Genomic DNA, 13,726 nt, shown 5'->3' with positions numbered 1-13,726 from the left:
TCATGCCAAACGTTACCCTGAGCACCTTGCAGAGCCTCAAGCTCAAAGGTGAAAAGATCACCATGCTGACCTGCTACGACGCCACTTTTGCCCAGGCCAGCAGCCAGGCAGGAGTTGAAGTGTTGCTGGTGGGGGACTCCCTGGGCATGGTTCTACAAGGGAATGACAGCACCCTGCCCGTCACCAATGATGAAATCGCTTACCACACGGCCTGCGTCAAGCGCGGCAACGAAGGCGCCTTCATCATTGCCGACCTGCCCTTCATGGCCGATGCCACCATCGAACAGACACTGACCAACAGTGCTCAACTGATGCGTGCCGGTGCACACATGATCAAGGTTGAAGGTGCCGCCTGGCTCGCCGAGTCGATTCGTTTGCTGGCTGAACGCGGCGTGCCGGTTTGCGCGCACATGGGCCTGACGCCACAGTCGGTGAATATCCTCGGCGGCTACAAGGTACAAGGCCGCGGCGAAGCCCAGGCGCGCCAGATGCGGGCCGATGCCATCGCCCTTGAACAGGCCGGTGCGTGCATGATTCTGCTCGAATGCGTGCCAAGCGAGTTGGCAGCGGAAATAACCCAGGCCGTTAAAGTTCCGGTGATCGGTATCGGCGCCGGTTCTGCCACAGACGGCCAGGTATTGGTACTGCATGACATGCTGGGCCTGTCCCTTACCGGCCGCGTACCCAAGTTCGTGAAGAACTTCATGGCGGGCCAGGACAGTATCCAATCAGCCCTCGCCGCCTACGTCAGCGAAGTCAAAGCCGTCACCTTCCCGGGCGCCGAACACGGATTCTCCGCATGAACACCGTCAAGACCGTGCGCGAACTGCGCGCCGCCGTCACCCATGCCCGCAGCGCGGGCAAACGCATCGGCTTCGTGCCCACCATGGGCAACCTGCACAGCGGCCATGCCACGCTGGTCACCAAGGCTGCGCAACAAGCGGACTTCGTGGTGGCGAGCATTTTCGTCAACCCGCTGCAATTCGGCGCCGGCGAAGACCTGGACAAGTACCCGCGCACCCTGGCGGCCGACCAGGAGAAGCTCTTGCAAGCCGGTTGCAACCTGCTGTTCGCCCCGACCGTCGACGAAATGTACCCCGACGGCATGGCCGGCCAGACACGCGTCAGCGTGCCGCAACTGTCCGAAGGCCTGTGCGGCGCCAGCCGGCCCGGGCATTTTGAAGGCGTGGCCACGGTGGTCAGCAAGCTGTTCAACATGGTCCAGCCGGACCTGGCGATCTTTGGCCAGAAGGACTACCAGCAACTGGCGGTGATTCGCGCCATGGTCCATGACCTGAACATGCCGATCCAGATTATCGGCGAGCCGACCGTGCGCGCCGACGACGGCCTCGCGCTGTCGTCGCGCAATGGTTACCTCACCGACGAGCAGCGCGCGATCGCACCGATGCTGTACCGCAGCCTCAGCCAGGTCGCCGCAGCCATTGAAGCGGGCGACCGCGACTTCGCCAAACTGCGCGCCGCACAGGTCCAGCAGATCGAAGCGGCAGGTTTTCGCATGGACTACCTGGAGGTTCGCCAGGGCCTGCACCTGCGTCCGGCCACCGCCGAAGACAAGGACCTGGTGATCCTGGTCGCCGCCTACCTGGGCGCCACCCGGCTGATCGACAACCTGCATCTGCACCTGAACTGACCCCGCCGCACACCCCGCCTGTTGCACTGCCTGATCGGCCGGTATAAAAAAGTACCGGCCACAGCGCAGACAAAGCCAAGACAGATCGACACGCTAGGTTTAATGTATTCGCCCTACGCTCTTCGTTGGCGTTGACCGGAGCCTGTCATCTTCACAAAGACAGGACATTCCCGGCTTTCAAGTGTCCTAAAAGCAGTCCCAGCAATAAAAAGGAAACCCGCAGCGATGGCGTACTACCGCACTCCTCATGACGTTACCGCTCTGCCCGCCTGGCAAGCGCTCAATCAACATCGCCAAGCCATGCAGGATTTCAGCATGCGCGAAGCCTTTAATGCCGATCCCCAGCGCTTTACCCAGTTCACCTTGAGCAGCTGCGGACTTTTCCTCGATTACTCGAAAAACCTGATCACCAGCGAAACCCGCGACCTGCTGGTAGGCCTGGCCAAGGAAGTCGACCTTCAGGGCGCGATCAAGTCGCTGTTCAACGGCGAGCCGGTCAACTCTTCCGAAGGCCGTCCGGCGTTGCACACCGCACTGCGTCGCCCGGTGGGTGACAAGTTGTCGGTCAACGGCGTGAACATCATGCCGGACGTGCACAAGGTGCTGAACCAGATCACTGACCTGGTCGGCCGCATCCACGACGGCCTGTGGCGTGGCTACACCGAGAAGCCGATCACCGACGTGGTGAACATCGGTATCGGTGGCTCGTTCCTCGGCCCGGAGCTGGTATCTGAAGCGCTGTTGTCCTACGCCCACAAAGGCGTGCGCTGCCATTACCTGGCGAACATCGACGGCAGCGAGTTCCACGAGCTGACCATGAAGCTGCGCGCCGAGACCACGCTGTTCATCGTCTCGTCAAAATCCTTCAACACCCTCGAAACCCTGAAAAACGCCCAGGCCGCCCGCGCCTGGTACCTGGCCCAGGGTGGCTCGGAAGCCGAGCTGTATCGCCACTTCATCGCCGTATCGAGCAACAATGCGGCGGCCGTGGCCTTCGGTATCCGCGAAGAGAACATTTTCCCGATGTGGGACTGGGTGGGCGGTCGTTACTCGCTGTGGTCGGCCATCGGCCTGCCCATCGCGCTGGCCATCGGCATGTCCAACTTCAAGGAACTGCTGTCCGGCGCCTACACCATGGACCAGCATTTCCAGACCGCTCCATTCGAGGCGAACATGCCGGTGCTGCTCGGCCTGCTGGGCGTGTGGTACGGCAACTTCTGGGGCGCGCAGAGCCACGCAATCCTGCCGTACGATCACTACCTGCGTAACATCACCAAGCACCTGCAACAGCTGGACATGGAATCCAACGGCAAGAGCGTGCGCCAGGACGGTACGCCGGTTTCCACCGACACCGGCCCGGTTATCTGGGGCGGCGTAGGCTGCAACGGCCAGCATGCTTACCACCAGCTGCTGCACCAGGGCACCCAACTGATCCCGGCCGACTTCATCGTGCCGATCGTCAGCTTCAACCCGGTCTCCGACCACCATCAGTGGCTGTACGCCAACTGCCTGTCCCAGAGCCAGGCCCTGATGCTCGGCAAGACCCGCGCCGAGGCTGAAGCCGAGCTGCGCGACAAGGGCATGGACGAAGCCGAAGTGCAGAAGCTGGCACCACACAAGGTGATCCCGGGCAACCGTCCGAGCAACACCATTGTGGTTGAACGCATCAGCCCTCGCCGTCTTGGCGCACTGGTGGCGATGTATGAACACAAAGTGTTCGTGCAAAGCGTCATCTGGGGCATCAACGCGTTCGACCAGTGGGGCGTGGAGCTGGGCAAGGAGCTGGGCAAAGGCGTCTACAACCGCCTGACCGGCACCGAAGAACAGCCTGCGGACGATGCGTCCACCCAGGGGTTGATCAACTACTTCCGCGGCCGTCACCGCGGTTGATGGTATCAGCACTACAATGAGGGTCTGAACCTGCGGGAGCGGACCCTTGTAGGAGCTGGCTTGCCAGCGATGCAAACACCTCGGTGAAACTCAATACCGAGGTGATGCAATCGCTGGCAAGCCAGCTCCTACGAGGGTCGCAAAGCTCCCCTCTTGTCGCAAAAAACAAGAATAAGGATCCCTCATGTTCGATATCAGCACGTTCCCCACCGCCGATGCCGTCCGCCGGGCTGCGCAACTCAGTCAAGAGGACTACCAGCGCCTCTACCGCCAATCCGTCGAGCAACCCGATACGTTCTGGGCCGAACAGGCCAAGCGTTTTCTCGACTGGACCACGCCCTGGCAGACCGTCCAGAAATCCGACATCAAGACCGGCGCCGCGCAATGGTTTGCCGGAGGCCAACTGAACGTCAGTTACAACTGCATCGACCGTCACCTCGCGCAACGCGCTGATCAGCCGGCCTTCATCTGGGAGGGCGATGATCCTGCGACGTCTTCCAAAATTACCTACCGCCAGCTCCACCAAAACGTCAGCCGCCTGGCCAACGTGCTGAAAAGCCGTGGCGTAAAGAAAGGCGACCGCGTGTGTATCTACATGCCGATGATTCCCGAGGCGGCCTACGCGATGCTTGCCTGTACGCGGATCGGTGCGGTGCATTCGGTGGTGTTTGGCGGATTCTCGCCGGACGCCCTGCGCGACCGCATTCTCGACGCCGATTGCCACACGGTGATCACCGCCGATGAAGGCGTGCGCGGCGGCAAGCCGGTGGCGCTGAAACAGAATGTCGACAAGGCTCTGGCCAGTTGCCCGGGTGTCAGCACGGTACTGGTGGTGCAGCGCACTGGCGCGGCAGTCAATTGGACTGAAGGGCGCGACCTCAAGTATCAACAGGCCCTGGATGCAGCCAGCGACGACTGCCCGCCCGAGCCGATGGATGCGGAAGACCCGCTGTTTATCCTCTACACCTCCGGCAGCACCGGCAAACCCAAAGGTGTGTTGCACACCACCGGCGGTTACCTGCTGCAGGCTGCGATGACCTTCAAGTACGTGCTCGATTACCGCGAAGGCGAAGTGTTCTGGTGCACCGCCGATGTCGGCTGGGTCACCGGCCACAGCTATATCGTGTACGGGCCACTGGCCAATGGTGCGACCTCGCTGATGTTCGAAGGCGTGCCGAGCTACCCGGACAGCTCGAGGTTCTGGCAGGTGATCGACAAACACAAGGTCAACATCTTCTACACCGCGCCGACCGCGTTACGCGCGCTGATGCGGGAAGGCCACGGCCCACTGGAAAACACTTCCCGCGCCAGCCTGCGCCTGCTGGGCAGTGTCGGCGAGCCAATCAACCCGGAAGCGTGGGACTGGTACTTCAATGCCGTGGGCGAACAACGCTGCCCGATTGTCGACACCTGGTGGCAGACCGAAACCGGCGGCATCATGCTCAGCCCGCTGGTCAGCGCCCAGCGCATCAAGCCCGGCTGCGCCACCCAGCCGATGTTTGGCGTGGTGCCGGTGCTGCTCGACGAGCAAGGCAAGGAAATCAGTGGCGCCGGCAGCGGCGTGCTGGCGATCAAATCCAGCTGGCCAGGGCAGATCCGCAGCGTGTACGGCGACCCTCAGCGGATGATCGACACCTATTTCAAACCCTACCCCGGCTACTACTTTACCGGCGACGGCGCGCGGCGCGACGAGGACGGTGACTACTGGATCACCGGCCGCATCGACGACGTGATCAACGTTTCCGGGCACCGCATCGGCACCGCCGAAGTCGAAAGCGCCCTGGTGCTGCATGATCAGGTCGCAGAAGCCGCGGTGGTCGGTTATCCACACGACGTGAAAGGCCAGGGCATCTATGCCTTCGTCACGCCCATGAATGGCGTCGAGCCCGACGACGCGCTGAAAAAGCACCTGCTGGACCTGGTCAGCAAGGAAATCGGCAGCTTCGCCAAGCCCGAACTGATTCAATGGGCGCCGGCCTTGCCGAAAACCCGCTCAGGCAAGATCATGCGGCGGATCCTGCGCAAGATTGCCTGCAACGAACTGGACAGCCTGGGGGATACGTCCACCCTCGCCGACCCGAGCGTGGTGGACGGCCTGATCGACAAGCGCCTCAACCGCTAGGAACCCATGGAATTCATTCGCAGCCGCATCGAAAACCAGCTGATGAGCCTGACCGGCTTGTCGCTGGGCCAACTCGACCTGGAGAACCCCAAGGGCGATCCGGGTCTCTTTGGGCCGAACTCGGTGAGCTGGAAGGTCCATGGCGACTTCAGCAGCATGTTGATCGGCGGCATCAGCGCGTTGATGTTGCAGGCATTGCACCCGCTGGCGTTGGCCGGCGTGTGGGACCACTCGAACTTTCGGCAGGACATGCTGGGGCGGTTACGACGCACCTCGCAGTTCATTTCCGGCACCACGTTTGGTTCGCGGCGTGACGCCGAATGGCTGATCGAGAAAGTGCGCACCATTCACCTGCAAGTGGTCGGCCATGCACCGGACGGTCGACCGTATGCCGCCAGTGATCCCGAGTTGCTGACCTGGGTGCATGTGGCGGAGGTCAGCAACTTTCTCGCGGCCCACCTGCGTTATCGCAACCCGGATTTATCTCCGAGGGATCAAGACCGGTACTACAGCGAAATCGCCCTGGTGGCCGAGCAATTGGGCGCGCGCCATGTGCCGCGTTCGCGCCAGGAAATTTCCGATTACCTTGAGCGTATCCGCCCGCAACTGCTGTGTGACCAGCGCAGCCACGAAGTCCTGCGCCTGCTGCTCAATGCGCCGTCTCCGAGCACCCTGGCCAAGCCGTTTGGCTCGCTGATGATGCAGGCCGGTATCGACCTGCTGCCGGACTGGGCCAGCGACATGCTCGGGCAGAAGCAAAGCCCGATCCAGCGCCAGATGATTCGTGCCGGGGTCAGGCGCAGCGCGCCGTTGTTGCGCTGGGCCATGCGCAATGGTTCGGTGCAGCGGGCCCACAGGCGAATGGGCCTGCTGGAGCCATAACTGTTAAACTCCCGCGCCCCAATTACTCTGCAAGGCGCGCACTATGTCTTCCTTGAATCAGGCGCTGCGCGCCGCCCTCGATCATCGCCAGGACCTGCTCGCCGAGCTGCATGCACAAGGTACCGATTGCTATCGCCTGTTCCACGGCAGCCAGGAAGGCGCCGGCGGCCTGACGATCGACCGCTACGGCCCGCAACTGCTGGTGCAGAGTTTTCACCAGTCGCTGGAAAGCGACGACCTGTTGCACCTGCATCAAGCAATCAACCAGCACCTGGGGCTTGAACTGCTGCTGGTCTACAACGACCGCTCCCGGGGCAACTCGCGCATCGACCGTGAAGACACGGTTTACCGTGCCGAGCCCGCAGCCCTGGAAGACCTGGTCGGCCACGAATGGGGCCTCAATTACCGCGTGCGCGGCCGCCATGCCGGGCAAGACCCGCTGTTATTCCTGGACCTGCGCAACACCCGCGGCTGGGTCAAGGCACACAGCGCCGGCAAAAGCGTGCTGAACCTGTTTGCCTACACCTGCGGCGTAGGCCTGAGTGCTGCTGCCGGTGGCGCTCGTGAGGTGTGCAACCTGGACTTTGCCGAGGGCAACCTGGCGGTCGGTCGCGAAAACGGTCAACTCAACCCGCAATTGCCGACGATGGAATTCATCCAGTCCGACTACTTCCCGGCAATCCGCCAGCTGGCCGGCCTGCCCATCAGCCAGCGTCGGGGGCAGAAGCTGCCGAGTTACCCGCGCCTGGAGCAGCGTCAATACGATCTGGTACTGCTCGACCCACCCGCCTGGGCCAAGAGCGCCTTCGGCACGGTCGACCTGCTGCGCGACTACCAGAGCCTGCTCAAGCCGGCGCTGCTGGCCACGGCCGACAACGGCGTGCTGATCTGCTGCAACAACCTGGCGAAAGTCGGTATGGACGACTGGCGTGACCAGGTCCTGCGCTGCGCGGAAAAGGCCGGGCGCCCGGTGCGCGAGTGGCAGGTCATGACACCCGGCGCAGACTTCCCGTCCCACGACCAGCAACCACCGCTGAAGACCCTGATCCTGCAACTGTAGGACTTGTCCCAAAAGGGTCAGGGCGCAGTAATAAAGGCCCGGCTCTTCGGAACCGTAAACCCGTGCCATACTCCAAGGCACTCTTGATTGACATAGATGGCGTCACATATGCCCAAAGGATTGATTCGCGCCGCTGGCGCCTTGCTGACCGCCCTTGCCCTGTACAGCTTGCTGGGCTTCCTGATTCTCCCCGGCATTGCCCTTCGCGTGGCCAACCAACAGTTGGCCAACTACGCCACGGTGCCGGCGCGTGTCGAGCGTATCGAGCTCAACCCGTTCAGCCTCGAACTGACCGTGTGGGGCCTGAATATCGGTGAGCCGGGCAAGGAGCAAGTGGCCTTTGAACGCCTCTATGCCAACCTGCAGATCGACAGCCTGTGGACCCGCGCCCTGCACCTGGCCGACGTACAACTCGACAAGCCCAAGACCGAGCTGCTGTTCGACAAATCCGGCCAGCTCAACCTGGCGCAGCTGTTCAAATTGCCAGCCAGCGAGCCAACGCCCACCGATCCCAACGCCAAGCCGTTTCCGCTGCGCATCGATAACATCAAGCTGGCAGCCGGCTATGTGCACTTCCAGGATTTGCGCCCCAGCGAACCGATCGAGTTTCTCTACGACAAGCTGGATTTCGAGCTGAAAAACCTCAGCACGCTGCCCGAAGACAACGCTGATATGACGCTGGTTGCCGCAGGCCCCGAAGGTGGGCAGATCGACTGGACCGGTAACTTCAGCCTCATCCCGATTGCCTCCGAGGGCAAACTCAAGGTTACCGACGGCAAGATGAAAGTCTGGTGGCCGTATGTGCGTGATGCGGTGCCGCTGGTTCTGGAAGACGGCATCCTCAACTTCAGCACCGACTACAAGCTGAGCCTGGCCAAGGAAACCGAGCTGAACCTGACCAACGTTGCCCTGAGTGTCGCGCCGTTTGCGATCAAGGCACCGGATGGCCGGCCGCTCGCGCGCCTGCAGAAGCTGGACGTCAGCGAAACCACCGTGGACCTGGCCAAGCAGCAAGTGATCGTCGGCAAGATCCGCAGTAATAAACTCGAAACCTGGGCCGCCCTTGAAGCCGACGGCCAGCTGGACTGGCAGAAGCTGTTTGCCAGCCAACCGAGCAAACCTGCAACTGCACCCGCAGCCGAGCCAGCCACCGCACCCGCTACCGCCGACTCGCCAAAACCTGCACCGGCAGCGCCGAGCAAGCCTTGGCAAGTGCTGCTCAAGGACGTGCAACTGCGCGACTATCAAGTGCATCTGGCTGACCGCTCGGCCAAACCGGCAGTCGCCCTGGAAGTCGGGCCGCTGAACCTTGACCTGCAGGGTTTCGACAGCCTTAACCAGAGCCCGTTTACCCTCAAGCTCGATACCGGCGTAGGCAAACAAGGCAAGCTCGAGGCGACCGGCCAGGTCAACCTGAGCCCGGTCAGCGCCAAGCTGAAAGTGGACACCAAAGACATCGACCTGCGCGTCGCCCAGTCGTATATCAGCCCGTTTATCCGCCTGGAACTGCGTAGCGGCATGCTCGGCAGCAACCTCGACGTGAACCTGAAAAGCACCGCCCCCCTGGCATTCCAGGTGACCGGCCGGGCCCAGGTCGACCAGTTGCACACCCTGGACACCATGAAGACCCGCGACTTCCTCAAGTGGCAGCGCCTGGTGCTGGAAGGCGTGAATTATCAACATGGCGACAGCCTGTCGATCGACAAGGTCAACCTGTTGCAGCCCTATGCGCGCTTCATGATCAACGATGACCGCACCACCAACATCGATGACCTGCTGATCCCGCAGCCGGCCAACAGCCCAGGCAAGTCCGCGGCGAAACCTGCGGCCAGCAAAGAGAAGCCCCTGGGCATTCATATTGGTCAAATTGCGATCAACGACGGCTCGGCCAACTTCGCCGACTTCAGCCTGACCCCGAACTTCGCCACGGCCATCCAGCAGCTCAACGGCCAGATCGGCACCATTGACAGTCGCCAGGCCAAACCGGCCAGCGTCGACGTCAAGGGCAAGGTTGACCGTTATGCACCGGTCACCATCAAGGGCAGCGTAAACCCGTTTGACCCGATGGCCGCACTGGATATCGCCACCAGCTTCAAACGCGTCGAACTGACCACCCTGACGCCATACTCGGGCAAGTTTGCCGGGTTCCGCATCCGCAAGGGTCGGCTCAACCTTGACCTGCATTACGTCATCACCAAGGGCCAGTTGAAGGCCGAAAACAAGGTGGTGGTCGAGCAACTGCAACTGGGTGAGAAGGTCGACAGCGCCGACGCCGTGGACCTGCCGATTCGCCTGGCGATAGCCCTGCTCAAGGACTCCGACGGCAAGATCTCGATCGAACTGCCGGTGACCGGCGACTTGAACAACCCGCAGTTCAGCGTCATGCCGATTGTCTGGCAGACCCTGCGCAACCTGGTAGTACGTGCGGCCACGGCGCCATTCAAGTTCATTGGCGGCCTGATCAGCGGTGGTGGTGCCCAAGACCTTGGCAACGTGTCGTTTGCGGCAGGCTCGAGCGAGCTGAGCAAGGATTCCCAGTCGGCCCTCGACAGCCTGGCCAAAGCCCTCAAGGAGCGCCCTGCGCTGCGCCTGGAGATCGAAGGCACCGCCGCTGCCAGCAGTGACGGCCCGCTTTTGGCCGCACAACGGCTGGAACGCGAATACCAGTACAACTACTACAAGATCCTCCAGCGCCGTGGCGACAAGGTGCCGGCCCAGGCGTCGCTGCTTGAAGTACCGGAAAAGGAAAAGGCGCCGCTGCTGGAAGGCATCTACCGCACCCGCCTGAAACAACAGCCTCCGGCCGAATGGAAAGACCTGAGCAATGACGAGCGCACCGCAAAGCTGCGGGACGGTGTGATCAAGTTCTGGAGTGGCAGTGACGTGTTGCTGCGCCAACTGGGCCAGGACCGCGCCAGCGCGATCAAGGACTACCTGGTAGACAAGGCGCAGCTGGAAGATGAGCGGGTTTACTTTATCGATGCAAACCTTGGGGAAGCGGAGAAAGATGGTCGGGTGGTAACACCGATGCATCTGGATGCCGAATAAACCGGCACCCGCTGAGCACCTGTGGCGAGGGGGGCTTGTCCCCCGTTGGGCTGCGTAGCGGCCCCAATGAGGGCGTCGCGGTCATTCAGGTGGATCACCGTCGTCATACCAAGGGGCCGCTACGCAGCCCAACGGGGGCAAGCCCCCTCGCCACAAGAGCCTCGCTGACCTCCCCACTTTTCTACCCACAATAGAACAGGCCCCGACACAAGTGCCGGGGCCTGTAATGACCACATCCGTGTGGTCGGTCGCATGAACCTGTGAGGTGCATTGAGCGGATATCTAACTCGCTCGTGGCCGCCTCCGCCTAGCTCAGGCGATTCGTTAAGCGTTACTCTGCTTTCAGGCCGTCGGCCGATACAGCTTTAACGCCTTTGATTTTCTTGGTGATGTTCACCGCGGTGGTTTTCTGCGCTTCAGTCACTGCGACGGTCGACGACAGGGAAACTACACCTTTGTTGGTTTCGACTTTGATGTCGGTGCCAGGAATACCTTTCTCGGTTACCAGGTCAGCTTTCACTTTGGTGGTGATCCAAGTGTCCGAGGTGGACTCTTTGGCACCAGCAGCTGCGCTTTTGGTTTTGTCGACGTTATCAGCCTTGGTAGCGCCGCCAGCCATCAGGCCGTCAGCCGAAACTGCGGTCACGCCTTTGATTTTCTTGGTGATCGCTACAGCAGTAGCTTTCTGAGCGTCAGAGATAGCAACTGTCGAGGACAGGGAAACCACACCTTTGTTGGTCTCAACCTTAATGTCCGAACCAGGAATACCTTTCTCGGTCAGCAGGTCAGCTTTGACTTTGGTGGTGATCCAGGTATCCGAAGTGGACTCTTTAGCCTTGGTGACTTCACCGGCCGCCAGCGTCATAGGGGCTTGGGAAGTCTGAGCAAAGGCTACGTTAGCACCCATGGCCAGGGTCAGAGCGGTAGCAGTAGCGAGAGCGAACTTCTTCATACGAGTAACTCCTGTTTTATTAAAAGTCTGCAGTACGTAAACCTTGATGCTGCAGCGTTAACAGGGATATTGCAGACAGTGTGCCAACTCGATGCGACCAATTAAATCCTTATAAAACAATACGTTATGAAAACAGGTGATTTTCGGAATCGTGCAACTTGCATGAAGACGAACGTGCCTGCATGCAAGTTGCGGCTTTTGGGGTATGGCTAAACGCCTGATTTCGCGACACTTTCCCGCAGGCATAAAAAAAGGACTCCGAAGAGTCCTTTTTCAGCTTGCAGCGACGGGGTGATTAAACGCCCGAAGCCTTGGTTGCTGCTACGTCCTTGATGGACAGCTTGATACGGCCGCGGTTGTCCACGTCCAGTACCAGCACTTCCACTTCCTGGCCTTCTTTCAGGATGTCGGTCACTTTCTCAACGCGAGCGTCGCTCAGCATGGAGATGTGAACCAGACCGTCCTTGCCCGGCAGGATGTTGACGAATGCGCCGAAGTCGACGATGCGCTCAACCTTACCGACGTAGATCTTGCCGATCTCGGCTTCAGCAGTAATACCCAGCACGCGCTGACGTGCCGCTTCAGCCGCTTCCTTGGTTTCGCCGAAGATCTTGATCGAGCCGTCGTCTTCGATGTCGATCGAAGCCTTGGTCTCTTCACAGATCGCACGAATGGTCGCGCCGCCTTTACCGATAACATCACGGATTTTGTCGGTGTCGATTTTCATCGCGATCATGGTCGGAGCATTTTCCGACAGTTCGGTACGGGACTGGCCAATGATCTGGATCATCTGACCGAGGATGTTCAGGCGCGCTTCAAGGGCTTGGCCCAGAGCGATTTCCATGATTTCTTCTGAGATGCCATAGATCTTGATGTCAAACTGCAGCGCGGTAACACCTTTGGCGGTACCGGCTACTTTGAAGTCCATGTCGCCCAGGTGGTCTTCGTCGCCCAGGATGTCGGTCAGGATGGCGAACTTCTCGCCTTCTTTAACCAGGCCCATGGCGATACCGGCAACCGGTGCCTTCATCGGAACGCCGGCATCCATCAGAGCCAGGGAAGCGCCGCAGACCGAAGCCATGGAGCTGGAACCGTTGGACTCAGTGATTTCCGACACAACGCGAATGGTGTACGGGAACACGTCGGCGGCAGGCAACATGGCTGCAATCGAACGACGGGCCAGACGGCCGTGACCGATTTCGCGACGACCAGCGCCACCCATGCGACCACACTCACCTACCGAGAACGGAGGGAAGTTGTAGTGCAGCATGAACGGGTCTTTTTTCTCGCCTTCCAGGGTGTCCAGCAGCTGTGCGTCACGGGCAGTACCCAGTGTTGCAACAACCAGTGCCTGGGTTTCGCCACGGGTGAACAGGGCCGAACCGTGGGTTTTTGGCAGAACGCCGACTTCGATGTTCAGCGGACGTACGGTGCGGGTGTCGCGGCCGTCGATACGTGGCTTGCCGTTAACGATGTTTTCGCGAACGGTGCGGTATTCGATTTCGCCGAAGGCTGCTTTGACTTCGCTGGAAGAAGGCTGGCCTTCTTCACCGGACAGCTTGGCAACAACCTGGTCCTTCAACTCACCCAGGCGAGCGTAACGATCGGCCTTGATGGTGATGGTGTAGGCGTCGGAGATAGCGGTGCCGAACTCGGAGCGGATAGCGCCCAGCAGTGCGGTAGCTTCTGGCTGAGGAGCCCAGGTCCAGGTTGGCTTGGCAGCTTCAGCGGCCAGTTCCTTGACAGCGTTGATCACAACCTGGAACTCGTCGTGAGCAAACAGTACAGCGCCCAGCATCTGGTCTTCGGTCAGCTCTTTGGCTTCCGATTCAACCATCAACACGGCTTCCGAAGTACCGGCAACGACCATGTCCAGGCTCGAAGCTTTCTGCTGTTCGTAAGTCGGGTTCAGCAGGTAGCCGGTGCTTTCGTGGAATGCAACACGGGCAGCGCCGATCGGGCCATCGAAAGGAATACCGGAGATGGCCAGGGCCGCCGAGGTACCGATCATCGCAGCGATGTCCGGATCGGTCTTCTTGCTGGTGGAAACGACGGTGCAGACAACCTGCACTTCGTTCATGAAGCCTTCTGGGAACAGCGGACGGATCGGACGGTCGATCA

9 protein-coding genes are annotated in these 13,726 nt (G+C 60.7%); 7 read left to right on the top strand and 2 right to left on the bottom strand.

What is annotated here, in order from left to right:
* Positions 1-2: 2 nt before the first annotated feature.
* From panB to ACIOMR_RS26915, 7 genes are all read left to right on the top strand, one after another.
* Positions 3-803, top strand: a complete 801-nt coding sequence (panB, locus tag ACIOMR_RS26945) for a 3-methyl-2-oxobutanoate hydroxymethyltransferase (RefSeq protein WP_008436874.1) — start codon at positions 3-5, stop codon at positions 801-803.
* Positions 800-1,651 carry a pantoate--beta-alanine ligase gene (panC, locus tag ACIOMR_RS26940; RefSeq protein ID WP_401197352.1) on the top strand — a complete coding sequence of 284 codons (852 nt, stop codon included), beginning with the start codon at positions 800-802 and terminating at the stop codon, positions 1,649-1,651. Before panB ends, panC begins: the two co-directional genes overlap by 4 nt.
* Positions 1,652-1,876: 225 nt before the next feature.
* On the top strand, positions 1,877-3,541 hold the full coding sequence (gene pgi / locus ACIOMR_RS26935) for a glucose-6-phosphate isomerase (protein WP_003212168.1): 1,665 nt from the start codon (positions 1,877-1,879) through the stop codon (positions 3,539-3,541).
* A gap of 184 nt (positions 3,542-3,725) precedes the next feature.
* A complete protein-coding gene (acs, locus tag ACIOMR_RS26930; protein WP_401197349.1) occupies positions 3,726-5,663 on the top strand; it encodes an acetate--CoA ligase in 1,938 nt (645 codons plus the stop codon).
* A gap of 6 nt (positions 5,664-5,669) precedes the next feature.
* Positions 5,670-6,545: an oxygenase MpaB family protein gene (locus ACIOMR_RS26925; RefSeq protein WP_008436867.1), complete on the top strand. Its 876-nt coding sequence runs from the start codon at positions 5,670-5,672 to the stop codon at positions 6,543-6,545.
* Positions 6,546-6,588: 43 nt separating this feature from the next.
* The gene (locus ACIOMR_RS26920) at positions 6,589-7,605 is read left to right on the top strand and encodes a class I SAM-dependent rRNA methyltransferase (protein WP_214499895.1); all 1,017 of its coding nucleotides are present in this window, start codon (positions 6,589-6,591) and stop codon (positions 7,603-7,605) included.
* Between the two features lie 108 nt (positions 7,606-7,713).
* Positions 7,714-10,653: a DUF748 domain-containing protein gene (locus tag ACIOMR_RS26915; protein WP_177019339.1), complete on the top strand. Its 2,940-nt coding sequence runs from the start codon at positions 7,714-7,716 to the stop codon at positions 10,651-10,653.
* Positions 10,654-10,984: 331 nt separating this feature from the next.
* Here the strand turns inward: ACIOMR_RS26915 and ACIOMR_RS26910 are convergent, their stop codons facing one another.
* Both ACIOMR_RS26910 and pnp read right to left on the bottom strand, forming a co-directional pair.
* Complete coding sequence (locus ACIOMR_RS26910) at positions 10,985-11,605, bottom strand: BON domain-containing protein (RefSeq protein ID WP_003212178.1); 621 nt, start codon at positions 11,603-11,605, stop codon at positions 10,985-10,987.
* A 295-nt stretch (positions 11,606-11,900) separates the two neighbouring features.
* Positions 11,901-13,726, bottom strand: a 1,826-nt coding sequence (pnp, locus tag ACIOMR_RS26905) for a polyribonucleotide nucleotidyltransferase (RefSeq protein ID WP_401197344.1), incomplete at its 5' end; no start/stop codon positions are given.

It is taken from the genome of Pseudomonas sp. NPDC087814, assembly GCF_044742865.1.
Taxonomy (GTDB): domain Bacteria; phylum Pseudomonadota; class Gammaproteobacteria; order Pseudomonadales; family Pseudomonadaceae; genus Aquipseudomonas.
Note: the sequence above shows the minus strand (reverse complement) of the source record. Positions and strands in the feature narration are given on the sequence as shown.

Coding starts and splice junctions, on each gene's coding strand:
- ACIOMR_RS26920 (WP_214499895.1), top strand. CDS start 6,589: ATGTCTTCCTTGAATCAGGCGCTGCGCGCCGCCCTCGATCATCGCCAG.
- panB (WP_008436874.1), top strand. CDS start 3: ATGCCAAACGTTACCCTGAGCACCTTGCAGAGCCTCAAGCTCAAAGGT.
- ACIOMR_RS26925 (WP_008436867.1), top strand. CDS start 5,670: ATGGAATTCATTCGCAGCCGCATCGAAAACCAGCTGATGAGCCTGACC.
- ACIOMR_RS26910 (WP_003212178.1), bottom strand. CDS start 11,605: ATGAAGAAGTTCGCTCTCGCTACTGCTACCGCTCTGACCCTGGCCATG.
- ACIOMR_RS26915 (WP_177019339.1), top strand. CDS start 7,714: ATGCCCAAAGGATTGATTCGCGCCGCTGGCGCCTTGCTGACCGCCCTT.
- pgi (WP_003212168.1), top strand. CDS start 1,877: ATGGCGTACTACCGCACTCCTCATGACGTTACCGCTCTGCCCGCCTGG.
- acs (WP_401197349.1), top strand. CDS start 3,726: ATGTTCGATATCAGCACGTTCCCCACCGCCGATGCCGTCCGCCGGGCT.
- panC (WP_401197352.1), top strand. CDS start 800: ATGAACACCGTCAAGACCGTGCGCGAACTGCGCGCCGCCGTCACCCAT.